Source organism: Vibrio viridaestus, from assembly GCF_003856525.1.
GTDB classification, from domain to species: Bacteria; Pseudomonadota; Gammaproteobacteria; order Enterobacterales; family Vibrionaceae; genus Vibrio; species Vibrio viridaestus.
This window is the reverse complement of the sequence record NZ_RJVQ01000001.1, coordinates 273,241-297,355: the sequence shown is the minus strand read 5'-3', so window position 1 is coordinate 297,355 and position 24,115 is coordinate 273,241. Positions and strand designations below refer to the sequence as shown.

At 41.6% G+C, this 24,115-nt stretch carries 21 protein-coding genes; 10 read left to right on the top strand and 11 right to left on the bottom strand.

The genetic code is table 11. The features are described from left to right. Positions 1 to 18: 18 nt before the first annotated feature. Positions 19 to 231, bottom strand: coding sequence for a TOBE domain-containing protein (locus tag EES38_RS01405; RefSeq protein ID WP_124935384.1), 213 nt, complete (start codon positions 229 to 231; stop codon positions 19 to 21). A gap of 508 nt (positions 232 to 739) precedes the next feature. On the opposite strand from EES38_RS01405, the gene EES38_RS01400 reads away from it, so the two are divergent. Genes EES38_RS01400 through EES38_RS01390 form a run of 3 tightly spaced genes read left to right on the top strand, consistent with a single transcriptional unit; the run spans position 740 to position 4,579 of the window. Next, positions 740 to 1,468, top strand: a complete 729-nt coding sequence (locus tag EES38_RS01400; protein WP_124935383.1) for a gluconate 2-dehydrogenase subunit 3 family protein — start codon at positions 740 to 742, stop codon at positions 1,466 to 1,468. Between the two features lie 21 nt (positions 1,469 to 1,489). After that, positions 1,490 to 3,253 carry a GMC family oxidoreductase gene (locus tag EES38_RS01395; protein WP_124935382.1) on the top strand — a complete coding sequence of 588 codons (1,764 nt, stop codon included), beginning with the start codon at positions 1,490 to 1,492 and terminating at the stop codon, positions 3,251 to 3,253. Positions 3,254 to 3,265: 12 nt separating this feature from the next. Next, entirely contained in the window at positions 3,266 to 4,579 is a 1,314-nt protein-coding gene (locus tag EES38_RS01390) for a c-type cytochrome (RefSeq protein WP_124935381.1), read from the top strand. A gap of 94 nt (positions 4,580 to 4,673) precedes the next feature. Here EES38_RS01390 and EES38_RS01385 read toward each other — a convergent pair whose 3' ends face one another. The 3 genes from EES38_RS01385 to EES38_RS01375 form a co-directional block, all read right to left on the bottom strand. Then, the gene (locus EES38_RS01385; RefSeq protein ID WP_124935380.1) at positions 4,674 to 5,576 is read right to left on the bottom strand and encodes a DMT family transporter; all 903 of its coding nucleotides are present in this window, start codon (positions 5,574 to 5,576) and stop codon (positions 4,674 to 4,676) included. A gap of 183 nt (positions 5,577 to 5,759) precedes the next feature. Then, positions 5,760 to 6,791: a methionine synthase gene (locus EES38_RS01380; RefSeq protein ID WP_124935379.1), complete on the bottom strand. Its 1,032-nt coding sequence runs from the start codon at positions 6,789 to 6,791 to the stop codon at positions 5,760 to 5,762. 30 nt (positions 6,792 to 6,821) lie between these two features. Further along, positions 6,822 to 7,796, bottom strand: coding sequence for a DUF1852 domain-containing protein (locus EES38_RS01375; protein ID WP_124935378.1), 975 nt, complete (start codon positions 7,794 to 7,796; stop codon positions 6,822 to 6,824). Positions 7,797 to 8,196: 400 nt separating this feature from the next. Between EES38_RS01375 and EES38_RS01370 the strand changes: the two genes are divergently transcribed. Further along, positions 8,197 to 10,140, top strand: a complete 1,944-nt coding sequence (locus EES38_RS01370) for an FAD-dependent oxidoreductase (RefSeq protein ID WP_124935377.1) — start codon at positions 8,197 to 8,199, stop codon at positions 10,138 to 10,140. Positions 10,141 to 10,193: 53 nt separating this feature from the next. Here EES38_RS01370 and EES38_RS01365 read toward each other — a convergent pair whose 3' ends face one another. The 4 genes from EES38_RS01365 to EES38_RS01350 all read right to left on the bottom strand — a co-directional run bounded on the left by EES38_RS01365 (position 10,194) and on the right by EES38_RS01350 (position 14,579). Further along, the gene (locus EES38_RS01365) at positions 10,194 to 11,144 is read right to left on the bottom strand and encodes a helix-turn-helix domain-containing protein (protein ID WP_124935376.1); all 951 of its coding nucleotides are present in this window, start codon (positions 11,142 to 11,144) and stop codon (positions 10,194 to 10,196) included. 249 nt (positions 11,145 to 11,393) lie between these two features. After that, a complete protein-coding gene (locus EES38_RS01360) occupies positions 11,394 to 12,110 on the bottom strand; it encodes a helix-turn-helix transcriptional regulator (RefSeq protein WP_124935375.1) in 717 nt (238 codons plus the stop codon). A gap of 186 nt (positions 12,111 to 12,296) precedes the next feature. Then, complete coding sequence (locus EES38_RS01355) at positions 12,297 to 13,853, bottom strand: amidase (RefSeq protein ID WP_124935374.1); 1,557 nt, start codon at positions 13,851 to 13,853, stop codon at positions 12,297 to 12,299. A 108-nt stretch (positions 13,854 to 13,961) separates the two neighbouring features. Further along, a complete protein-coding gene (locus tag EES38_RS01350; RefSeq protein ID WP_124935373.1) occupies positions 13,962 to 14,579 on the bottom strand; it encodes a LysE family translocator in 618 nt (205 codons plus the stop codon). A 138-nt stretch (positions 14,580 to 14,717) separates the two neighbouring features. Here EES38_RS01350 and EES38_RS01345 point away from each other — a divergent pair, with 138 nt between their 5' ends. Continuing rightward, positions 14,718 to 15,275: a helix-turn-helix domain-containing protein gene (locus EES38_RS01345; protein WP_124935372.1), complete on the top strand. Its 558-nt coding sequence runs from the start codon at positions 14,718 to 14,720 to the stop codon at positions 15,273 to 15,275. A gap of 97 nt (positions 15,276 to 15,372) precedes the next feature. Here EES38_RS01345 and EES38_RS01340 read toward each other — a convergent pair whose 3' ends face one another. The 3 genes from EES38_RS01340 to EES38_RS01330 form a co-directional block, all read right to left on the bottom strand. Further along, positions 15,373 to 16,503, bottom strand: a complete 1,131-nt coding sequence (locus EES38_RS01340; RefSeq protein WP_124935371.1) for a 5-methyltetrahydropteroyltriglutamate--homocysteine S-methyltransferase — start codon at positions 16,501 to 16,503, stop codon at positions 15,373 to 15,375. A 129-nt stretch (positions 16,504 to 16,632) separates the two neighbouring features. Continuing rightward, positions 16,633 to 17,631, bottom strand: a complete 999-nt coding sequence (locus EES38_RS01335) for a DUF2955 domain-containing protein (RefSeq protein ID WP_124935370.1) — start codon at positions 17,629 to 17,631, stop codon at positions 16,633 to 16,635. After that, the gene (locus EES38_RS01330; protein ID WP_124935369.1) at positions 17,631 to 18,536 is read right to left on the bottom strand and encodes an HlyD family secretion protein; all 906 of its coding nucleotides are present in this window, start codon (positions 18,534 to 18,536) and stop codon (positions 17,631 to 17,633) included. The genes EES38_RS01335 and EES38_RS01330 overlap by 1 nt, the downstream gene beginning before the upstream one ends. A gap of 275 nt (positions 18,537 to 18,811) precedes the next feature. Between EES38_RS01330 and EES38_RS01325 the strand changes: the two genes are divergently transcribed. The 5 genes from EES38_RS01325 to EES38_RS01305 all read left to right on the top strand — a co-directional run bounded on the left by EES38_RS01325 (position 18,812) and on the right by EES38_RS01305 (position 24,095). Next, positions 18,812 to 19,198 carry a hypothetical protein gene (locus EES38_RS01325; protein ID WP_243694126.1) on the top strand — a complete coding sequence of 129 codons (387 nt, stop codon included), beginning with the start codon at positions 18,812 to 18,814 and terminating at the stop codon, positions 19,196 to 19,198. Position 19,199: 1 nt separating this feature from the next. Beyond that, a complete protein-coding gene (locus EES38_RS01320; protein ID WP_124935368.1) occupies positions 19,200 to 19,901 on the top strand; it encodes a helix-turn-helix transcriptional regulator in 702 nt (233 codons plus the stop codon). Between the two features lie 63 nt (positions 19,902 to 19,964). After that, complete coding sequence (locus tag EES38_RS01315; protein WP_124935367.1) at positions 19,965 to 20,345, top strand: VOC family protein; 381 nt, start codon at positions 19,965 to 19,967, stop codon at positions 20,343 to 20,345. 155 nt (positions 20,346 to 20,500) lie between these two features. Continuing rightward, positions 20,501 to 22,462: a metallophosphoesterase family protein gene (locus EES38_RS01310; protein WP_124935366.1), complete on the top strand. Its 1,962-nt coding sequence runs from the start codon at positions 20,501 to 20,503 to the stop codon at positions 22,460 to 22,462. A gap of 169 nt (positions 22,463 to 22,631) precedes the next feature. Beyond that, positions 22,632 to 24,095, top strand: a complete 1,464-nt coding sequence (locus tag EES38_RS01305; protein WP_124935365.1) for a catalase — start codon at positions 22,632 to 22,634, stop codon at positions 24,093 to 24,095. Positions 24,096 to 24,115 lie beyond the last annotated feature (20 nt).

Genomic DNA, 24,115 nt, shown 5'->3' with positions numbered 1-24,115 from the left:
TGAGTGACAAGACTAACCTTAGTCGTCAATACCGACCATGACATCAGTTGCTTTAACAACAGCAGTCGCAGAACTGCCAACTTTCAAACCTAACGTTTCTACAGCAGATTTAGTGATGATAGAAGCGATTACTGTGCCTCCTGGTAGCTCGATCAATACTTCGTCATTTACAGCACCTTCATGAATTGCAGTAACTGTACCTGATAGTTGGTTTCTAGCGCTAAGTTTCATAAACAATATCCTTATTAAAAAATGCGATGGTTGTGAGTTGAATAGCAAAACTATTCATAAAAAAATACCATTCTGTTAATAAGGTTACTATGGTTATTTTTTGCTCCAAATAGATAATCTTCATTGTGAGATAACTTATATTTCTATAGTGAATTATTGATGAATTTATAATTCATATCTATGATTTATGGGGGTGGTGAATTGATATGTTGTGTCAATAATAGCTCGGCCATTTTACCTATAGATAACTAATTTAAAATGAACAGAGCATTTATATATCAATAAATTATATAAAAATGATTTTATACTAAAAATTTCCGGTTTATTTTTACAATCTGCAATTCTGAGATTATTCTTTGCCAACATTCTGTTACAATTGACATTGATCAATAGATGTTTCGAAATGCTTTATTTCTGAGCAATCTATCATTGACTGCTTATAGTCCATTCATCGCTTTACTTACCTTTAAGTGATTATTTAATCAAATAGCCTAAAAAGGATTATTTTATGGATAGAAGACAAGCACTAAAATTTTTAGGGCAAGCCGCTGCTACTGTTGCGATTGCACCTAGCCTGAGAGCTGAGGAGTTGAAAGAAGTCCCTCTTCAGACTCAAATGAGTGCTGACCATTTACCTACTCCTGCGAAAGCTGGGGCGTATCGCGTACTTACCGATGCAACCGATCGCAAAACTTTAACTGCCATTTATGACAGATTGATTCCAGGCGACGATCTTGGTCCATCTGCGAGTGCATGCGGTTGCATCGAGTTTATTGATGATCAGCTTGCTGGCGATTATGGCGCAGGTAAAGCACTTTATCTAGAAGGCCCTATGGATCGTGAAAACGAAGAAAAAATCTTGGGGCAACCACAATTTTTGGCGACGCCAAGAGAGCGTTATCTCCAAGGATTAAAAGCGATCGAAGCTTATTCTCAAAAGCAATTTGGTAAACCCTTTTCAGAACTATCTGAGAAGCAGGTCGATGCGTTTTTAACAGGATTGGAAGCCGGGAAAGTCAATCTTGGTGATGACGTAAATGGTCAGGCGTTGTTTGAACTAATGCTACAAAACGTAAAAGAAGGGTATCTTGCTGACCCAATTTACGGTGGTAATAAAGATATGGCTGGTTGGAAGATGATTGGCTTCCCTGGAGCGCGTTACGATTACAGACCGTATATCGAACGTCGTGGCGAAAATCTGGAACTCATACCAGTAAGCCTCATTCCAAATGATTAATCCCGCCGGAGAAGCATAATAATGATAAAAGAAAGAGCAAAAGTCGATGCCGTAATCGTTGGTCTTGGGTGGGCTGGTTCCATCATGGCTGAAGAATTAACTCGTGCAGGACTTAATGTCGTGGCAATCGAACGTGGCGCATGGCGCGACACTTCAACTGATTTCCCACCAGCCGTTGACCCAGATGAGTTAAAATGGCAAACACGTCGTTCAATGACTCAGCCAATGAGTGTGGAAACGACAACCTTCAGAAATAATGTCAATCAAAAAGCGGCTCCGGTTCGTAACTGGAACGCATACCAATTTGGTTGGAACGTTGGTGGTGCAGGTACACACTGGGCTGGCATGTCTTGGCGTTTTAACCCATGGGACTTCCAAGTCTTGACCAAAACGATTGAGCGTTATGGTAAAGAGCGTACAAAAGGTATGCAGCTACAGGATTGGGGTCTTACATACGAAGATATGGAACCGTACTACGATCGTTTTGAACGGATCGCAGGTACATCAGGTAAAGCGGGTAATATCAACGGTGAAAAATTTGCTGGTGGTAATGTGTTTGAAGGTCCACGTAGACGCGAATATCCAACGCCAGAGCTGAAAGATACGTATTGGATGTCTAAGTACCGTAAAGTCGTAAGCGACATGGGCTATCATCCATTTACTATTCCTGCCGGTAACCTCTCTCAAGCTTATGTTAACCCTCTTGGCGTGACCATGGGTCCTTGTACTTACTGTGGTTTCTGTGATTTCCACGGCTGTGGTAACTTCTCTAAATCATCTCCTCAAGCTTGTGTATTACCTGCTTTAATGCGTAGAAGTAATTTTACTGTGTTAACTGAAACTGAAGTTCTTCATGCGGTAAAACATGAGGATGGTAAAACAGTTAAGGGAGTGAAATTCATCACTAAAGAAGGCGAAGTTGGTTTCCAACCTGCTGATGTAGTTTGCTTTACTGCATATCAAATGGATAACGTTCGTCTGATGTTGCTATCGCAAGTTGGCGAACAATATGATCCTAAAACGGGTCAGGGTACAATTGGTCGTAACTACAACTATCAAACATGTTCTTCTGTTACTGGTTTCTTCGATAACGAATACATGAACCCATTCATCGGTGCTGGTGCCTTAGGTGTTCAGATTGATGATTATAATGCGGATAACTTTGATCATAGTGATTTAGACTTCATTGGTGGTGCAGGCATTATGGCGTTTAACACCAATGGTCGTCCTATCCAAAATGCCAACACCGTTCGCCCTGGAACTCGTCGGTGGGGTTCTGAGTGGAAAAAAGCGATTTCTCGTGATTATCAAAATGCGGCGTCTATGTTCTGTCAAGGTACATCAATGCCATCTCAGGGTTCTTACTTGAGTCTTGATCCTGAGTATAAAGACCGTCATGGTCAGCCTCTTTTACGTGTTACGTTCGACTGGAACGAAAACGACCAAAGAATGGCAAAATACGTAACGGAAAAAGCAGTCAATATTATGAAGCAGGCTGGCGGTAAAGAGATCATGGTCGATAACCAGGCTGAAGCAAGTTGGAATCCATATAAACAGCACAGTTCACACACTATCGGTGGTGCGGTTATGGGTGCAGATCCAACGACATCAGCGGTAAACACCTATCTGCAAAGTTGGGATGCGCATAATTTATTTGTTGTTGGTGCTTCTGCGTTTCCAAACAATGGTGGATTTAACCCAACAGTGACTGTTGGTGCATTGGCTGTTCGTGCTGCAAGAGCAATCCACGAATCGTATGTTAAAAATCCAGGACCGTTGGCGTAAGGAGACAATAAAATGGCAAATAAGAAACGAGGAATAGTTAAAATTCTTCTAGCAGTTGTCGTTGTCGTAATAGTTGTTGCAGGTGTTCGTTTATGGCAAACGCTTGACACTTCTCGTTCTGACGCTGCAGATGATACCGTTAAGCTTTCTGACTATAAGGCTAATGATCCTGAAGCTGTAAAACGTGGTGAGTATGTGATGCGAGTGGGCGACTGTTCTGCCTGTCACACTGCCGGTCATGGCACTATGGGTGGTGGTTACGAAATTAAAACACCATTTGGCTCGCTATACAGTTCGAATATTACGCCTGATGCTGAAACAGGTATCGGTAATATGACTGAGCGAGATTTCTTCAACGCAGTGCGTCAGGGAATCGGCTCTCATGGTCTTCTGTACCCAGCGATGCCTTATACTGCTTATGTCAAAATGACTGATGAAGATATGCATGATCTTTGGGCATACTTCTCTACTGTTAAGCCAGTTAAGAATGACATTGAAGAAACTAAAGATATGCCATTCCCATTCAATATTCGTCTTGCGATGTCTGGTTGGAACCTGCTGTTCTTCAAGAACGAAGGTATTGAACCTGATACAACGCAAACTGAAGAATGGAATCGTGGACAATATTTGGTTGACGGTGGTGGTCACTGCTCCGCATGTCATGGCCCACGTAACTTCCTTGGTGCTGAGATTCAAAGCGAATACATGGAAGGCGGTAATCTTGGTGAGTGGTATGCGCCTGGTCTAACGTCGAATCCTCATATCGGTATTGGCGGAATGTCAGAACAGCAGATCATGGATTACTTGAAAACAGGGTCTGATGGTATTGCTGTTGCAACAGGCCCAATGGCTGAAGCGGTAGAGCACTCAACTCAGTACTTTACAGACTCAGACCTAAAAGCTATTGCTGTTTATCTGAAGAGTATCCCTGCGGCTAAAGGTGGTGAAAAACATCCTAAACTTGATGTACCAGAATCAGCGGCTTTGGATTACGAAGTAAACTGTTCTGCGTGTCACGGTTTGAAAGGTGAGGGTATCAAAGGTATGGTTCCTGCGTTTGCGAACAACCGAGTAATTGTTGCAGATGATCCTACAAACTTGATTCATGCAATGCTTAAGGGCGCGCGAGCCGCTCATACAGAGACAGCGCAAACTGCGGCTGGTATGCCATCTTTTGCTTGGAAGATGAATGATCAGGAAGTTGCAAACGTACTGAATTATGTACGTAATACCTGGGGTAATACCGCTAAAGAAATTACGGCAAGTCAGGTTGCAGAGATGAGAGATTCACTCGGTGCCAGAGAGAAAATTCAAGCTGGTAAATAGTTTCTTTTAGTTTATATCCAAAGGGCTTCTGATTTCAGAAGCCCTTTTTTTATCCTTAACTCATCTTTTAATGACTCGATGGAAAGGTATAATCTCACGCATGCGAAATGGGTGGCAACTTAGGGGAAGCTCTATGAAGCTTAATTTTAACCTGAGAAAGCAGCACGCCAAAAACAACCATTAGTCCACCCACCACATGGAATAAGTGAATTGTCTCTCCCAATATAATTGCCGCAAAAGTGACCGCAATTACTGGTAAAAGATTCATAAACATAGCGGTAGAGTCTGCACCTAGTGCATTTATTGCTTTTACCCACAACCATGGCGCTATGACGGAAGCGGCTATACCGGCGTAAGCAATAAGAGGTGCTGATTCGATAGTAGGTAAAAGATGGTCTGAGCCCATCCATAGTGGAATAAGCATGATTACGGCACTAATCCCCTGCAAATAGATTAGTGTCCAATTGCCGAATGGCATTTTCCATTTCTTGAGTAAAACGCAGTAGAAAGCGTAGACGAATGAGGCCGCTAACATTAATACGTCACCTTGAACGATTTTCTGGCGTAGAAAAAATAGTAGGTCTCCTTGACCTAACATGTAGGTCAATCCGACTAATGAGATACCGGCACCAATAACACTTTTTAATGAAATCCGTTTTTTTAGCAAAGGGACGCTAGCAAATACACTGAATAAGGGCACTAAGGATGAAATTAATGACATGTTTGATGCTGATGTTGTTTGACCAGCGTAGTATCCCAGAGATTGATTAATGACCAAACCTAAAGCAGAAAGAATAATGATTTGGAATAAGTGCCGTTTCACAGCCTGCCACTGACGTAAGACGCTCGGTAAACAAAAAGGCGTTAAAATGATGACTGCCACTACCCAACGATAAAAACTCATCGCTCCTGGTTCTATGACAAAAGAAGCCATTTTATTTACGATAGTGTTTCCACCCCAAATAAGCACAGTAAAGAAAGGAAGCATATAAATCATAGGACTACTCACACGAGAACAGGAATACGAATAGTCTCTCACGTCTTTATGGATTGAAGTATCTCTTAAAAGACATAAGGAATGGGTGTTAAGACATTATTTTAAGCATGGTTATTTGTGGGGATGAGTGCCAGTGTAATAAACTCATCACGTTATTATGCTGGCACTTAGGAGGTCAAAACTTTATAAAGACGCAAGTTCGTTTCTTAGAATCTCTGCGCCGGCACTCAATGCATTGAGTTTTGCTCTTGATACTTCACGTGATAAAGGTGTCATACCACAATTGGTACATGGATAGAGCTTATCAGCATCAACATATTTAAGTGCTTCTCGTAACGTCTTTGCGACTTCTTCTGGAGTCTCAATCGTATTCGTTGCCACATCGATTGCACCTACCATGACTTTTTTGCCACGAATCAGTTCTAGTAATTCCATTGGAACGTGTGAGTTGTGGCATTCTAATGAAATGATATCAATGTTGGATTGTTTTAATTTCGGAAAGACTTCTTCGTATTGTCGCCATTCGTTACCTAACGTTTTTTTCCAATCTGTATTGGCTTTGATTCCATAGCCATAGCAGATGTGTACAGCTGTTTCGCATTTTAGTCCTTCGATCGCACGTTCAAGTGTTGCGATGCCCCAGTCATTGACTTCATCAAAAAAGACGTTAAAGGCAGGTTCATCAAACTGAATGATATCAACACCTGCTGTTTCTAATTCTCTTGCTTCTTCATTAAGGATCTTTGCAAATTCCCAGGCAAGTTTTTCTCTGCTTTTATAATGATCATCATACAAGGTATCGATCATTGTCATTGGTCCTGGAAGTGCCCACTTGATCGGTTTGTCGGTCAATTGACGCAAGAACTTGGCATCTTCGACAAAAACTGGTTTTTGTCGAGAGACCGGACCTACAACGCTTGGGACGCTGGCATCGTAGCGATCGCGAATTTTTACTGTTTTACGATTTTCGAAATCGACACCATTGAGATGTTCAATGAACGTGGTAACAAAGTGTTGGCGAGTTTGCTCGCCGTCGCTCACAATATCAACACCCGCTTGTGCTTGCTCCTGAAGTGCGATTCGCAGAGCATCTTTTTTCCCATCGATTAGTTCTTGTCCTTCTAGTTTCCAAGGAGACCAAAGTACTTCTGGCTGAGCAATCCATGTTGGTTTAGGCAAACTACCAGCTGTTGAAGTAGGAAGTATTTTTTTCATATTAAGACCGTCTTATATTTGAAATCATTGTTAGGCGTAATTTGCTGACCACTGCTCAAGAACAGTTTGGTATGGTTTGATGAAATATTCTTCAGCAAACTTACCTTGCTCGATAGCGAGTCGGCTGCGTTCTTCACGGTCATAAATAATTTGCGTTAAAGAATGCTCGTTATTTTTTAAATTCGGCTGATAACTTTCACCCGCTGGAGTGTGAGCGTTGTAGATCTCAGGACGATAAATCTTTTGGAACGTTTCCATCGTACTAATGGTGCTAATGAGTTCCAGATTGGTGTAGTCGTTTAATAAATCACCGAAGAAAAAGAACGCAAAAGGGGCAACACTATTTTTGGGCATAAAGTAGCGAACCTGTAGCCCCATTTTCTTAAAGTATTGCTCTGTTAAAGATGACTCATTTGGCTCGTATTCAAAGCCTAAGATCGGGTGGTTATTTTCAGTGCGAGTGTAGACTTTACTATCGGATACACTGAGGCAAATCACGGGTGGTTTAGCAAAATTATCTTTATAGGTATTAGAGTTAACAAAAGCTTTAAAAATGTTGCCATGCAGCTCGCCAAAGTTATCTGGAATACTGAACTTAGGCTGATTTTTATTGTGATCCAGTAATAGTACGCTGAAGTCGTAGTCTCTTACATACGAAGAAAAATTATTGCCAACAATACCCTCGATTCTCTGGTTCGTTGTGTGATCAACAATATTGGTTTTTAGCACTTCTATGGAAGGAAAAGTCTCTCCACTTTCTACTAAGTCAATATCAACGGATACGATTTCGAGCTCAACAGAGTATCTATCACCCGTGTTGTTATCCCAGGTTGCCAAATCGTTAAAGCGATCATCAATCATTTTTAATGCATTACGTAAGTTCTCTTGACGATGCTCGCCTCGTGCTAGGTTAGCGAAGTTGGTGGTAATGCGAGTGTTGTCTGATGGATGATAATTTTCATCGAGACGAATACTTTTAATCTTAAAGGTAAAGTCATTATTCATAGTGATTCGGTTCCAATTAAGCTGAGATAAAAACTGATTAACTCGTTTCGTTGGAATTAACCCATGTTACGGCGAAACGAAATATCATCTATCGTTATATTGATGAGGTTTTTATAACCGGAACTCAATATGAATAAAAATGGTATTCCATCATGTGGAACATGACAAATATTCATGATCGTAATTTAGCTCCTGAACCAGATGCTTACATTGATGAACTGAAGCATACATTTTAAGCGTTCGTTGGCTTTCATTGGATAGTCCAGCCAATTATTGATCTCAAATAAGATTTATAAATACTGTCCATTTCTTCATAGGCGAATGGCTTTTTTCGACGAGTTGAATGGGCTGAAAGTTCTTATGATGACTCCAGAATTAGAATTAATTTCTGGAGTGAACAATGAACTATACAAATTTATTAAAACCCGGTCAGATGGGACCAGTAAGCCTAAAAAATAGAATCGTTATGCCGGCGATGGAAATTTTGGCTGCTGGCTTCAACGGGGAAATGTCAGATGATTTAATTAAATATTATGAAAAGCGCGCCAAAGCGGGGACTGGACTTATCGTAACGGCTTATGCCAGTGTCGACGATGAGTTTTCACAGTCATTTGCGGGGGCTCAATTAAAGTTAACCGACCCTCGTCATACGGCTGGTTTTACTAAATTGGCTCGAAACTTACATAAGTATGATACAAAAGTATTTGTACAAATCTATCAGGCCGGTCGTCAGGCGGTACCATCGAAGATTACTGGTAAACGTATCGTTGCACCAAGTGCGGTAGGTTTTTCTCTTTATGAGCAAATTCCTGAAGAGATGACCGTGCAAGAGATTGAAAGCTCAGTGCAGAAATTTATTCGTTCTGCTCGTATTCTAAAAAACGCAGAGATTGACGGCGTTGAAATTTTAGCTGCTGGCGGCTATCTGATAAACCAATTTTTAAGCCCATACAGTAATAAACGTTCTGATCAATATGGCGGCAGTTTTGATAATCGGATTCGTTTCTTAACGGAGATAATTCGGGGTATTCGTGCTGAATGTGGTAAACAGTTTGCGATAAGCGTGCGTTTTAGTGCTGATGAATTTACCGAGGGTGGATATGGACTGGATGAAGGTGTTCGAATTGCGCAAAGGCTAGAGGAATTAGGCGTTGATGTACTCAGCGTAAATAATGCTAACCAAGAGCATCGCTACTATATTATTGAACCCATTACGATCAAGACTGGTTGGAAGTCACATATCATTCGTACCATCAGTGATGCTGTTGATATCCCGGTAATGGCAACGAATGTGATTAAGACCCCTGATCAAGCTGAGCAAATGCTAGCTGAAGGACTCATGGATTTTGCGGCCATCGCAAGGGGAATGATGGCTGATTCTGAATGGGCTCGTAAAGCTTACGAGGGGCGCGGAAATGAAGTCAAACCATGTATAGGTTGTTTGTACTGTTTGGATCAAACGGCCAAGTTCCAACGTAGTATTTGTGCGGTAAATCCAACGGTTGCTCGTGACAATGAATTTCCAGAATTAACGCGAGATCTTGAAGGTAAAAATGCGGTTGTAGTCGGGTCTGGCCCCTCTGGGATTGAATCGGCTATGGTTCTTGCAAAGCGTGGTTGTAACGTTACCGTATTCGAGAAAAATAGCTATTTGGGTGGTGCTGTAGAGCTTGGTGCCCGTACCCCCGATAAAGAAGTTCTTTCTACATTGATCGACTACTACCGAATTCAAATCGACAAGTTAGGTATTACTGTTAAGTTTAATACAGAAGCAACACCGGAAATGATTTTGAGTTTGAATCCCTACGCTATTTTCGTTGCAACTGGCGCTGAACCGATTATTCCACCTATTGAGGGCATCTCTAAGGACTCTGTTTATACGGTTAACCAAGTCCTCAATGACGGTTTCGTTCTCGATAATAAACAAGTGGTTGTTATCGGTGGTGGTATGACTGGTTGTGAGGTCGCTGAGCATCTAGCGCTACAAGGGAATTCGGTAACACTAGTCGAAATGCAAGACAAACTTGCGCCGGAAGTTTCACCAGATAATCTTTTTACCGTGATGAAAAATTTAGAAAAGCACAACGCAAAAATTATGCTTTCTCACCGATTAGAAAAATTTGAAGACGGAAATATTCTGGTCAATGATCTTGCCAGCGGTGAAGTCAAGTCGATTCCTGCTGATTGTGTCGTTCTTTCTTTGGGGAACCGTCCACTTAAGAATTTGTTTAGTGAACTACAAGATTGCCACGATAAGGTCGTTGCGATTGGAGACTGTGTGAAAGTTGGGCGTGTGGCTCAAGCGGTACAAAGCGGATTTGAAAAGGCTTACGTTTTAGAGTAACCAGTGGGGCATGATCTATCTGCCTTCTTATGCGGGCGGATAGGTCAGTTAATTTATTGTTTACGAGTTCGAATCTGAGTTGGAGACTGTCCAAATTGACGTTTAAAAAGCCGGCCAAAATGTGACAAATCGTTGAATCCATTCCTTAATGCAATATCAGTAATAGAAGATGATCTTTGACTTAAGATCATCTGATAAGCACAATTCAATCGCTTAGTTTGGAGCCAATGCATTGGTGTCTCGCCAATCTCTGCGAACAAACGATTCAACGTTCGGATGGAAATATGCTGTTGTTCTGCGATTGATTTTAAATCTAATGTGTCATCCTGAAGATGATTGAGCATAAACTCTTTAATATTCTCCAAAATAATCTTTTGACGCGTCATATTGATATCATCACGTGACCCTAACAGCGCTTTTTGCAGGCAACCGGTTAACAACGCTGTAATAGGTTCTGAAATGTCATTGGAAATCATCACATTGGAATCAGACCCCATAATATAGGCGCTATTTAGAAATGAGGCGATGCTATTCGCATAAGCGGAATCTCTTGGGATAATTGATCCACCCAGTTTATCCAAATTGGGTATCCTGCTTTCTAATACACCACGCGGAATCTTGTAAAAAATAGAACGGTATTGATCTGGGTACTGATATAGATACGGATACGCCGAATCATGAATAAGAATATCACCCTCTTTTTGTGTCACTTGTTTGCCGAACTGAGTGAAATACCCGACACCACGTAGCATGACTGAGATAAAGATATCGTCCTTTTGGTCTTGGCGAATGTTATGAGATGTTCTTGAATAATCAACGCCACCAGAGTCAATGTGGCTGAGTTCAGACAGACCAAACTCTGTGACCTGAGCGGTTGCGTGAAAGTTACTTTTCAACAATATGTTATGGCACGGAGCATAGATTTTTGACACGGCATCATTCCAATACCCAACGATTTGTTTTGAATCCAAATTTTGAGTTGAAATTATATTAGTCGCGACCATTTCGTATTCCTGCAAACCATACACGTTAACGACATAATATAGCGTAGTCAGTGGTTAAAATGCTTGATCGACCTCATTCCACGAAAAAATACAGTCTTGATAATGACATTGCCGTATTAGTGTCAATGTAGACTTGCACTGTTATGCTATCGCGAACAATGATGCTTGTTAGATGGGATTTTGCATTGGTTTGGTGCAAAGAGCCATTATCACCCCCGTACTCTCCAATTATCAATTAATAGTGAATGACTATAACGACTGGCTGATAATCGAGACCAATTCAGTTCGATTTGAGCAATCGAGTTTATCAAAAATATGTTTAATGTGAGTTCGGACAGTTGAGTGACTAATTCCCAGAAGTTGCGCTATTTCTTTATCGGTAAATCCTTTACAAATAAACGTTGTTATTTCTTGTTCTTTTCTAGTTAACGTAGATTCTTCTTGGGTATTTGGTAACGATCTGCTGAAATAAGGTGCGAGTGTATCCAAAAGCATCCGTTCTTTATCACCAAATTCAGGTGCACCACAGGATCTCCATATCCGCATGTCACCAACATCAATATTATCTCGGACAAAATAGACATTGATGCCGTGGTGCATCTTATTTGGTTTTAAAAACTCGTTATAAAAACCGGTTTTCTCGAACTGATTTCGTGAGATCACTTGCTCAACCGTTGTAGCTGTACGACGTTGGCGCAACTTTGAGGTAATTGGATCGTTAAATTGCCAATATGAGTCATGCTCCTGTATTGCTTTAGAGTCAATATTATAAGAAATGCCTTTGCTTGAGACCCCGGTCTCTGACTCAACGACATATGATGCGCCGCAGTCTGCGTTAAGAAGAGCAGTGATCTTTTTAAGTGCTTTTCCTCTTAAGCTTGGTCGGTAGCCTGGCGAATTAATATCCCAGATAATTTCAGAGAAAAGGTTAAGCTCTTGTCTAGATAACTCAAAGCTACTGAGCATTTTTCATTCCTTTATCGTCAGTTGTCCACGCTCTATATTAAATCAGTGAAGCAATATTTGTTCCTAATCTGCGCCTAACTTTATTTATGATGTGAACGATATGAAATGAACGAAAAGAAATTGTATTAAGATGCGAAAATAAGCACGTAAATGCCCTCTCGGGTGAGGGCAGGAATATTCCAGAAGTTACGATTTATCCAGTTTAGCCGGAGGAATACTTGTCGGTGGTTTTCTAAAATGAGTCGTTTGTTCAAACGAATAAGCCGCACCGACTATAGTCGATTCTGAAAATGGGCGACCAGCTATTTGGAGTGAGCTGGGCAAATTTCCATGGGTAAACCCCATTGGTACCGTAATGGCTGGTAAACCAGCATGTGCGATCATCGAGTTATTATTGCCGCCATCGCCTGACAATCCTTTTAATTTTCTGGGCGGTTGTGTCCAAGTTGGATAAACGACGACTGAGACAAACTGATTATTCATTTCACCGACCAGTGTTTTTTGTAATTCACTAGTACTAATTTTATCTAACTTATCATTTTCGACGCGCTCTTGTTCAGTGATGTTAGCTTCATGTTCGAGGAAAGGTTTTACCTCTTTCACATATAAACCAGAATCAACTAGTTGATTGAAATCTTTTATAGGCGAGGCTTTACCTTGACCAGTTAAATAAGCATTAAAATCGTACTTCATACGATTGGGCCATGGTAGATTGGCTTTTGTATCTAGATCCGGAATTTTGATATCGACTAAAATAGCGCCTTGTTTTTTCATCGACTCTAGTGCTTGTTCAAATCGTTTCAACACTTCTGGATCAGTAGATTCAGGCGTTACCATTTGACGCAATACACCGACTCGCATTCCGTTAAGCGCATGTTTATTTAAGGCTGTCTTAGCCTTAAACTGGGGAACAAAGCGTGCTTTATCAGTGACTGAATCTTTATAATCAAAGCCTGATGTCGCTTCAAATAAGAGAGCCGCATCGGTAACGTTTCTTGCCATTGGACCAGCTGTATCACGAGTCATCCAAATAGGAATAACACCATCCCTGGAACTCGCTCCAAGAGTGGGACGTAAGCCGACGAGGTTTTGTAGGCCGCTTGGTCCACGAATCGAAGCGCCTGTGTCGGTCCCTAGACCGGCAACACCAAAGTTGGCTGCCACCGATGCTGCTGTACCACCACTCGAGCCGCCTGTTGTTCTCGTAACGTCATACGGATTTCTCGTCAGTCCGCCCAAAGAGCTTTCGCTATAGTCTGGTGTCCATGCAAATTCAGCAAGGTTAGATTTTGCTAATATGATAGCGCCATGATCACGCAGTCTTTCAACCTGCGTGGCATCGTCTTTAGCTATGTTTTTTGCAAGTGCTTTTGAACCAGCGGTTGTTGCTAATCCTTTAACATCAATATTGTCTTTTATAATTAATGGCGCACAGGTTAAAGAACCTGGATTACTTCCATTTTTGACCATATAGTCGATATTTTTCGCCGCGTCTAAGGCCTTAGGGTTCACTTGAATAATTGAATTAATGGGGAGCTTACCGGATTTATCGTATTGATTAATACGGTCGATATATGACTTAACAATATCAGTACACGATACTTTTTGTGTGATGACAGCCTGACTAATCTTTTGAATCGTTGTTTCATTAAGCTCAAAGGTAGTTTGCTGTTGAGCGGCCATTGTTGGCGCAGAAAGAACGGAAGCTATACAAAGTGATAACTTTAGTTTCTTGTGGTACATAACATTATCTTCCTTAATAAGTTAATGCTGAGGAAGTAATATTGTGCGAACTACTATTATTTATGTATATCCTCAAATTAGAGGAGCCGATTCACTAAGCGTTTACATTTATCCTCCAACTGCTTCATTTAGAATTTCCTTTAGTACCGGAATAACAGATACCACTAAAAGGAAAGCCATTGTTAGATTAAACCATCTTAAATAACGGGCATCGTTAAGTTTTTGATTAAGAAAAGAACCAAACAGTAGCCAGACGCCAACACATGGAAACGAAACTAGAAAGAACGTAGTCGCGATAGTTAAATTTTGCGCTGTGTATTGATCTCCGGAAGTAGTGAAGCTGGAAATTGCCCCAATTGCAACCACCCATGCCTTGGCATTGACCCATTGAAAGAAAGCGCCATTTAAGAAGCCTAATGGCTTGCTGTACTGATTTTCATTGTGCGCTGAACGACTACGGGCAATGAGCCAAGCTAGGTATAGTAGGTAAGAGACTCCCGCAACTTTGATGAAAAGTGTTAACTGAGGAAAAAGAGTGAAGATTTGGCCAAATCCCAATCCAACAACTAATAGCATCACAGTAAATCCGACACAGATACCGCTTAATAGGGGAACACTCTTCCGGATACCGAAGTTGAGTCCCGATGTTAGTAGCATAATGTTGTTAGGGCCAGGTGTTACTGATGCAGTGATGGCAAATAAAGCCATAGAATATAGGTAGTCCAATGTAATTTTCCTTAGATACATCAATGGATGTGTTTTTTAAAATGAACGAATGGATTTTATATTGGACAAATAAGATTCAACTGTCAAATAAAACGATCGTTTGTTAAAATGAACGAAAATTTGAGCGTATTTTATCTTATGAATAGAAATGAACCGCCAATTGCACGAATTGCTGCAACGTTAAATGTGGAACGAAAGAAGGCCGGCCTGAGTATTGCTGAAGTCGCTCGACAAGCCAATATCGCGAAATCGACCTTATCCCAACTTGAAAATGGAGTCGGTAATCCCAGTCTCGAGACTTTGTGGTCGATTTGTATGGTGCTAGATATTCCAATATCGCGTTTGTTAGAACCAGCAAAACCGGAAACGAAAGTCATTCGTTATGGAGAGGGCATTACTGTCATCTCGAAGCGCCAATCTTATCAAGCAACTTTGCTTGCGGCATGTCCACCGAACGTAAGTAGGGATATCTATTGGATTGAAGTTGAGCCGGGACAGCCGCATTATTCTGAACCTCATAGCTCAGGCGTAATAGAGCATGTCATCATCACTAAAGGTAGAGCCAAGCTAGGATTAGTGTCTGAAACTTATGAATTAAGTGAAGGTGATTATATTTCTTATCCGGCGGACTTACCGCATATGTTCGAAGCATTAGAAGAGAGTGCCAGTGCTATGCTGATTTCGGAATATCGCTAGGAATCGATTCGAACAGTACCAGTTTACCAGTCGCTAATATTATTAAAATAAAGCCACCGGAGAAGATGGCTTTATTTAATAGATTTCTTAGTTGGTATTAATTCCAAACCTGCTGTGCAATTTCACACACTAGGCGGATTTTTGCCCATTGCTCTTCCTCAGTTAGCTTATTGCCTTCTTCTGTTGATGCGAAACCACATTGAGGGCTAAGGCAAAGATCATTTAGAGGGACGTAATTTGTTGCTTCGTCTATTCTGGCTTTGATTGCGTTAATATCTTCCAGTTCTGGGAATTTCGAAGTGATTAAGCCTAAAACGATTTTACTGCCATTGTCTTTCCAGTGACTGAGTGGTGCAAAATCGCCAGAACGGTCATTGTCGTACTCAAGGAAAAAACCGTCGTAGTTACATGCAAATAATTCTTGCGCAACAGGCTCGTATCCACCTGAGAATAACCATGAAGATGCGTGATTACCACGACAAATATGCGTAGTAATGACCATATCTTGCGGTTTTGCTGTTAGAGCATCATTAATTATGCGTGTACAAGCGTCGGCAATTTCCTTTGGATCAATACCTTTATCTTTTAGCTCTTGCTGTTTATTCGCATCACCTAAGAATGCCCAGTTCGTATCATCAAACTGCAGGTAGCGACAACCTGCTGCATAGAACGCTTTGATGGCGTCTTGGTAGGTACGAGCTAAGTCTTTATAAAAGGCGTCTTTTGAAGGGTAGATATCAAGAACTTTTGATGAACCATCATTGGCAAGAATTTCCTGACGAAGAATCATCGTCGGTGCTGGAATTGTCGCCTTAGCTACCGTATTTTCATCATTCTCGATCAGTCGTTGTAAGAATTTAAAATGCTCAATGAACGGGTGATTATCGTCGAAAGATAGATTATCCACCACGCGTATATTGTACGATGGCGCTGCTTTACCATGAAACTTCTGGTTGTAACCAGTATTAGGCACATACCCTTCGATACCGTTCAGGTTTTCTAGAAAATCAATGTGCCAAAAGCCGCGACGAAACTCACCGTCAGTTACTACCTTTAGACCAGCCAACTTTTGCTTTTCAACTAAGTCAGTAATGGCTTTGTCTTCAATACTGGTCAGTTGTTGTTTAGAAATATTGCCCGAAGCACAATCACGGCGAGCTTGGTGCAGATAGTCTGGACGCAGAAAGCTACCTACGATGTCAGCGCGAAATGGGGGATGAATAGCCATGATGATATACCTCTTGTTGGACTGTTTCTGGTGTCTATATTAATAGACGTCTAGAAGTCTTTTAAAGCATATTTATTTCACAATGATTATGAATTTTTTTCATGTTTGTATTAATATATTTTAATTATTCTAATCGATAGATCTATTCAGTTTACGATTGGATAATATTTCAAGCCAATGAGCACTGACGTAGATAATAAGAAGGGCAACGACCAACTCAAATGCTCGTAGCATAATCGAGTTTAAGCCAAAATCGTTACCGTATTTCCCAATATACAACTGGTAAGGAATTAGGAAGCCCATGAGGGCATCTGTGTGGATTGGACGTTCTATTGGGTCTGAGTGGTTACACCAGAGCAGAATAGTAAAAACCAGGGCATACGAAATAAAGAGGTAAGTGAAGAGATTAATCTCTGTACCAGAAAAGAACATGGATACAATAACGGCAAGGCTACAGCCACCTACCTGGGAAAGCATTTTATCGCTCGAATGGTTTTTCATCATACTATGCGAAGGTTGCATTGCCGAAGTAATTAATGGCACAAGACAAAATACCGCGGTCGTCACTTCATTAATCATAATGAAGCTTAAGCCGAAACCAACCAGACAGAGTAATTTTAATCGGTCGACACCCGTCACTGTAATCTCAACGGGCTTTGGTCTCACGATGTTCGCTTTGACGGGCATCACATGGTTAATGAAGCTTGCAACTAAGCCGACAATTAACGTGCTCAAAATCAGGTCGTGAGAAATTTCTGGGATGGATAGAATAAAACCAGTGCTATTGGAATAGGTGTTGATGAAGATGATCATGAACAGCGGTAGTGTAGCCATTCGAACTTTTAGGTTTGTATTGGCATGACGCCTGACATGATCGAAGTAGATCATGGTACAAGTCCAGATGATGAACGGGTGCGCTGCAAAAAGTTGATTGAGAACGATAGCGCCTAACGCAGAGAGCAATGACGGCAAAATGCGTTTGATGATGTCCCAGATGTGTTTGGAGTAGCAGGTGTTGGCAATCACAACGGCAAACAGAACAATGTAGACGCTCACGTTTAAATGCAGCATTTTACTTAACATTAAACAACTTACGATAATGAGAGTCTTACGGGTAAGTTCGTACATTAGTAGACAAACCTAAACCAGCTTAAAACGGTCATCCATACATCAGACACATTCATGGTATCGCGCACCATAACGCTGGCTCGACTTCCAGCAACAACTTCTTGTGGGCGCTGATTCGGTTGAACGCGGACTCGAATTTTTTGTTGTGGTCGAATCCAACGAGTTTCATTCGATATTTGTCCTAATTGATTTTTTGCACTTAGGCCCGAACTGATAGCGTGGTCAATAGAAACGATGGTGCCCTGATATACTTGATTGGGAATGGCGTCATAAACGATATTGACCGTATTATGTGTCTTAAGAGCTGAGAGCCCCTTTTCAGTGAAATCGACCTCTAGCCATTGGTCATTATTTTTAACAAGATGAATAACAGGAGTGGTGGGAGAGACATACATGCCTTTACTGTAAGTTAGATTGGTGACAATCCCAGTACCTTTGGCTTTAACCAAAGTTCTATCCAGATTTAGCTTGGCTAGGTTTCGGTCCGCTTCTGCTGCCATAAATGCGGCTTTTGCTGCTCGCTCATCTGAATAAGCATCGTCATAGGCTTCCTGACTGACAGAAGAGTTGTGACTCAGTACGCGAACTCTTTTCAAATATGTTTGGGCTTTGTCCCAGCGACTCTGAGCCTGAAGATAAGTCGCCTGTGCTCGTTGCAGGTCAATCTCGTATTCGCTTTTATCAATGACAAATAATGGGGTACCAGCTTCGACATGCTGTCCTTCTTTTACAAAGACATCTTTGATGTAGCCTTTTACCTCAGGAACAACATCGACAGAAGTCGTCTTTAACGTTGCTTGTGTTGTAAAGGGCAACAGATTGTCACTAATGACTAAAAACAGACTGAAACCAGCCGCAACCACAAGAGTCACTGTCGTGATGTACGCATAAATGTCGCGTTTCATTGAACTTCCTATGTGAATAATTCAGACTAATGGACAGCACAACAAGGTAGCGTGATTCAGATACTACTATGTCATTCAGTTATCTCAGAGGTGAGGCAGTACGAATGATTTCAAATAGGATATTGTTCACCAAAGAAGGAGGGTAAACAGTCGCTTGTGTGCTTATAACTCGAAAGGTTAAATCCTTAGTGATATTTATACAAACAAGTTTATTTTCTATAAGGTATAAAAATATTTATATCAGATAGCAAGGGCAGAGGAAGGTAATGACTGGCATGACTCAAAAACCGTTGGTAATGACTGTACCGATACTATTAGCTCTATTCAGTTTGTCTGGTCAGGGTGCCGTATTAGATACACCAAACTACATAGTGGACATCGAATTGCACTGTGCTGAGGGAAATGTTTCATGTGACAATGTCACTTACAAAGGGGTTTCAAAGCGAAGTAGTAATCAGATCATTCTTAAGGGACATACACTCCACCGTTCTTGTAGCGATGGTAAAACACCTTGTCAGTTTGTGGGCTATGAGTTTGTTAATGGTAAGGTTCAATATCGAGTATTCGAGACCGGACTGTTACAAGTAAAGAATAACCACGGTGTCACTCTGATAGAAGAACAAGGGCAGTGGAATTACGATTCAACATCAGGGAAAGAATAATATGTCCAGAAGTCAGAGGCTATTCGACCTTCTACAATACTTGCGGCGCCACCGGTATCCTATTTCTGCTCGCCAAATTGCGCAAGAATTTACGATTAGTGTTCGTAGTGTCTACCGCGATATTGATTCTCTCAAAAGTCTTGGCGCGGATATTCAAGGAGAAGCTGGGGTTGGTTATTTACTAAAAGATACCTTTAACTTACCGCCTTTAATGTTCACGCCTCAGGAGCTGGATGTTTTATTGCTGGGAGCTAATTGGGCGGCTAAGCAAAATGGTGGGGAGTTTTCTGCCGATGCAAAAAATGCCATAGCCAAAATTTCGGCAGTATTACCTGATTCGGCAAAAAAACTGCAATATCAAGATGTCGTTCGTGTTCCGGTATTAACCAAGGCATCGGATTTGTGCGTTTCTCTAGACAAAGTCAAACGTACTATCTCTTCGCAAATAAAAGTGAATGTTGAATATAGAGATGTGCGCGATACCACAACGACTCGCATTATTTGGCCGTTACTACTTGGTATTTTTGAGAACTGCTTTGTTCTTGTGTCCTGGTGTGAGAGTCGCAGTGATTTTCGACATTTTAGACTCGATAGAATACAAAGTTGGACTGAGTCCGAGCAACGTTATGAGCGCAGCCGCTCGCTACTCATTCGTGAGTGGGAACAAAAAGAGAACATTTCATCTTCGGTTATTCAATACTGACAAAAACTGTCATTCCTTAATATTAAGCTCATTGCATCACTAAAATAACGTTGGGAAATACGAATGTTTACTATCGATGCAGTTGTACTTTACGTCAAAGATTTAGATAAAACAGAGCAATTTTATTCAGCACTTTTTTCTACTACTGGTAGCCGATTTTCACCGACCTTTTTGTCTTTTGAGCTGTCGCAACATCTGTCTGTGCACTTCAAACTGGCCTCGGCCGTACTTCCTGAATCCGAGGTTACTGGGGGCGGTGGAGAACTGGTGTTAGCAACAGCAGGAGAGTCAGAGTTAAACAATCTTTTTAATGAGTGGATTAAATGGGGTGTTTCTGTTGTGCAAGAACCCAGCTATTTACCCTTTGGCTATACGTTTGTCGTGGCTGATCCCGATAATCATCGTATTCGCGTTTGGTGTAAGAGTATGCATAAAAGCTTGTAGTTACCTTTATGCAAAACGTTTTTGTGAACATTTCGTTTCATATGTGAAACGGGATAACAAAAATCACTGATATTAAAGCAATTGCTATCACTAGGGGGTAAAAGCGAGATTTTATATGGCGTACACTGGTCTGGTTATAAGCTGAGGCGATTGATATGAACTCTGATATTCTTGCTGGACCAATTTTACGCCGTACCACACCCAATCGCATTTGTGTATGGATTGCTACGTCGAAACCCATGGGACTGACTCTAACGATTATGGATGAAGCGGAGTCTGTTCTCGGAAGTGGTTGCATGGAATTAAGACATTCTCAAGGTATCAAGCTCGGAGAACAGCTGTATGTCCATTTACTCCAAGCTCGTGCAGGAACGATAGGGTCTTTCCCCAAAGATAAGATGCTGTTTTATCGAGTAGATTATAGTGAAGAGGGCATTCAACGTCCTTTTATGGATGATACAGAATGGTTAGATCTAGCTTACGGTTCGTATTCTTACCCAAGTTTTTTTATTCCTTCAGAACTAAAACGTCTTCTTCATGGCAGTTGCCGCAAACCTCATGGTCAGTCTTCTGGTCAAGACGCTCTTATCTCCGCTCATCGGCTGATTAAATCAAACCCAGAGAACTTAGATGAGCGTCCCGCATTATTATTAATGAACGGTGACCAGATATACGCCGATGATGTGGCTGTTTCCCTGGCTGCGACTTTACGTACGAAAGCTCATGAGCTCGTTGGGCATCCAGAAGCGTTACCGCTCATAGGGAACCCTGACAATATACCACTTCATGATCGTAAAGATATTTTGGATCATTTTGATTCAGGGTTTACCTCTCAAGAGTCTTATAACCATCTGTTTTCATTTGGTGAATATGCTGCAATGTATCTGTACAGCTTAGGCAATTACCAACAGTGGGAACCGGTTTGGGATTGGGATCGACTAAAAGATGCTGGTATCAAACAGGAAGAGCAAGAATTGTGTGAAGAGGCTTATGCGGAACAGAAAGAGTTTTTAAGCCGTTTTCATAATGCGCTACCGATGATTCGAAAATCTCTCGCGAATATTCCGACTTACATGTTATTTGATGATCACGATGTCACCGATGACTGGAATATTACTCATTGCTGGTACGACAATGTAAGAGATTCTGACTTAGGGCGGCGTATCGTCTCTAATGCGCTGGCGGCATGTTGGGCATTTCAAAGTTGGGGAAATGACCCAGATAACTTCGACAAAGATACCATTTGGAGTATCGAGCAGTATCTTCGCGATGAAACTAACGATCCCGCGATTGGTGAACGTTTTGACCTGTATATGTGGAAACATCGTGGTTGGGGCTTTTCCATTCCGACTACCCCCCCAGTGATAGCCGTGGACTCACGCACGCAGCGTCAATATGATGTGTATAACATGCCTGCACGTCTGATGGATCGCTATGGAATCGACTGGCTGAGAGTGGAATGGTCAAAACTGGTGACCGATAAGAACTTGGCTCAAGATGTGTGGCCTATCGTGATTACAGCGACGCCAGTCTTAGGATTTGACCCAATAGAAGGGCTGCAAAATAAGAGTTTGCGTATAACTAAACTGATTTTACAGGCTATTTTCAAACGAATTCCTCTTGTTTCGAATCTTCTTCTCGCACCTCTGGATCGTGCTCTGATCAATGGACTCGATATCGAATCATGGTCTGCCAATAAAAAGGGTTACAAGGCTTTATTTGATGCGTTGCAACTGCACATGAATTTACCGGGTTGTATCTTTCTTTCCGGTGATGTGCACTATGCCTTTACTTCGAAAGGGAGTTTTGAATGTGATGGGAAAGTATTTCCATGCGTTCAGCTTACTAGTTCAGCGATGCACAACATGCCAAGCGAGACCAATCAGAAATTTTTACAAAAATTGAGTGAAATAATTCCACGTGGAAGTCTTAGAGTATGGCTTGCGCTTGGTTGGCGCAAACGTTGGTCTAGTCACTCTCAATTAATCGGCAGTAAAGAAAATGGTCAGGCAATCTATGGTGATGGGAACATTGGTCTAGTGGTATTGAGTAGCGGTAAGCCTTTATATCATCAGCTTCTTACCGGAGATGGCACAAGAACATATGTGATCGAATAAGGTGATAATTTTTATTCATCGAATCTTTCGTTTATTAAAAATCATTGAATATTTGTATAATTCAATGAGTTGGCACACCTGTTGCTACTTTCATATTAATCGCGCTGTATAACAAGGCGCCACTCAGCCTTCAGGCTCAGTGAATTATTACACGGAAATGGAGAGCAGCATGTCTAATGATAATCGTCAGCCTACAACGACAGACGCAGGTATCCCAGTGTCAAGTGATGAACATTCACTTACCGTAGGCCAAGATGGCCCAATCGTTCTACACGACCACTATCTCATAGAGCAAATGGCGAATTTTAATAGGGAACGTATTCCCGAACGTCAGCCTCATGCAAAGGGGAGTGGAGCGTTCGGCTATTTTGAGGTAACAAATGACGTATCTAAATATACTAAGGCGTCTGTATTTCAACCCGGAGCGAAAACAGACGTATTAATGCGGTTTTCAACTGTGGCTGGTGAGCGAGGTAGCCCAGATACGTGGCGTGACCCTCGGGGATTTGCCGTTAAGTTCTATACCGAAGAAGGTAACTTCGATATGGTTGGGAATAATACGCCGGTATTTTTTATTCGCGACCCTATGAAATTCCAACACTTTATTCGATCCCAGAAACGTCGTGCCGATAACAACCTGCGTGACAATGATATGCAGTGGGACTTTTGGACACTGTCTCCAGAATCCGCTCATCAAGTAACTTGGCTCATGGGGGATCGTGGCATACCCAAAAACTGGAGACATATGAATGGCTATTCTAGTCACACTTACATGTGGGTTAATGCAGAAGGCGAACGTTTCTGGGTGAAGTACCATTTCATTTGTGACCAGGGTAATGACTTCTTGACCCAAGAGCAGGCGGATAACCTTGCCGGAATGGATGGAGACTATCACACCAGAGATTTGTTTTCGTCTATCCAAAACGGCGACTTCCCGAGCTGGACACTTAAAATGCAGATCATGCCGTATGATGATGCTAAAACGTATCGCATTAATCCATTCGACCTGACGAAAGTGTGGCCACACAGTGATTACCCTCTAATCGAAGTGGGTAAGTTAGTCTTGAATCAAAACCCAACCGACCATCACACGCAAATCGAGCAGGCTGCGTTCGAACCCAATAATATGGTGCCTGGTACAGGTCCAAGTCCGGATAAAATGTTGTTAGGTCGAATGTTCGCCTATGCAGATGCGCACCGCGCAAGACTGGGTGTTAACTATAAGCAGATCCCTGTGAATGCGCCTAAATGTCCATTCCACAGTTACAGTAAAGATGGAGCGATGAGAACGCAGAATGTATCTGATCCTGTTTATGCTCCCAATAGTAAAGGTGGTCCGGCTGCTGACAGTGAGCGATATCCAGAGACGGCTGTTTGGGCATCGGATGGTGAAATGGTTCGTCAGGCATATACTCTTCGTCCAGATGATGATGATTACAGCCAAGCGAATGATCTAATTAACAAAGTGATGGACGATGCAGGAAGAGAGCGACTTGTTAGCAACGTGGTTGGTCACTTATGTCAAGGTGTGAGCAAACCTGTTTTAGAACGGGCATTCACTTACTGGAAAAATATCGATGAAGCTATTGGTGAACGTATCGAAATAGGTGTTAAACAAACCTTAGAAATATAATAGTTCAACTGATGATTTTT

Bases quoted from the DNA above. Each gene is read 5' to 3' on its own strand.
- EES38_RS01355 (WP_124935374.1), bottom strand. From the start codon at position 13,853: ATGTACCACAAGAAACTAAAGTTATCACTTTGTATAGCTTCCGTTCTT.
- EES38_RS01395 (WP_124935382.1), top strand. From the start codon at position 1,490: ATGATAAAAGAAAGAGCAAAAGTCGATGCCGTAATCGTTGGTCTTGGG.
- EES38_RS01315 (WP_124935367.1), top strand. From the start codon at position 19,965: ATGTTTACTATCGATGCAGTTGTACTTTACGTCAAAGATTTAGATAAA.
- EES38_RS01335 (WP_124935370.1), bottom strand. From the start codon at position 17,631: ATGTACGAACTTACCCGTAAGACTCTCATTATCGTAAGTTGTTTAATG.
- EES38_RS01345 (WP_124935372.1), top strand. From the start codon at position 14,718: ATGAATAGAAATGAACCGCCAATTGCACGAATTGCTGCAACGTTAAAT.
- EES38_RS01340 (WP_124935371.1), bottom strand. From the start codon at position 16,503: ATGGCTATTCATCCCCCATTTCGCGCTGACATCGTAGGTAGCTTTCTG.
- EES38_RS01380 (WP_124935379.1), bottom strand. From the start codon at position 6,791: ATGAAAAAAATACTTCCTACTTCAACAGCTGGTAGTTTGCCTAAACCA.
- EES38_RS01305 (WP_124935365.1), top strand. From the start codon at position 22,632: ATGTCTAATGATAATCGTCAGCCTACAACGACAGACGCAGGTATCCCA.
- EES38_RS01405 (WP_124935384.1), bottom strand. From the start codon at position 231: ATGAAACTTAGCGCTAGAAACCAACTATCAGGTACAGTTACTGCAATT.
- EES38_RS01400 (WP_124935383.1), top strand. From the start codon at position 740: ATGGATAGAAGACAAGCACTAAAATTTTTAGGGCAAGCCGCTGCTACT.
- EES38_RS01385 (WP_124935380.1), bottom strand. From the start codon at position 5,576: ATGATTTATATGCTTCCTTTCTTTACTGTGCTTATTTGGGGTGGAAAC.
- EES38_RS01365 (WP_124935376.1), bottom strand. From the start codon at position 11,144: ATGGTCGCGACTAATATAATTTCAACTCAAAATTTGGATTCAAAACAA.
- EES38_RS01360 (WP_124935375.1), bottom strand. From the start codon at position 12,110: ATGCTCAGTAGCTTTGAGTTATCTAGACAAGAGCTTAACCTTTTCTCT.
- EES38_RS01390 (WP_124935381.1), top strand. From the start codon at position 3,266: ATGGCAAATAAGAAACGAGGAATAGTTAAAATTCTTCTAGCAGTTGTC.
- EES38_RS01330 (WP_124935369.1), bottom strand. From the start codon at position 18,536: ATGAAACGCGACATTTATGCGTACATCACGACAGTGACTCTTGTGGTT.
- EES38_RS01370 (WP_124935377.1), top strand. From the start codon at position 8,197: ATGAACTATACAAATTTATTAAAACCCGGTCAGATGGGACCAGTAAGC.
- EES38_RS01325 (WP_243694126.1), top strand. From the start codon at position 18,812: ATGACTCAAAAACCGTTGGTAATGACTGTACCGATACTATTAGCTCTA.
- EES38_RS01320 (WP_124935368.1), top strand. From the start codon at position 19,200: ATGTCCAGAAGTCAGAGGCTATTCGACCTTCTACAATACTTGCGGCGC.
- EES38_RS01375 (WP_124935378.1), bottom strand. From the start codon at position 7,796: ATGAATAATGACTTTACCTTTAAGATTAAAAGTATTCGTCTCGATGAA.
- EES38_RS01310 (WP_124935366.1), top strand. From the start codon at position 20,501: ATGAACTCTGATATTCTTGCTGGACCAATTTTACGCCGTACCACACCC.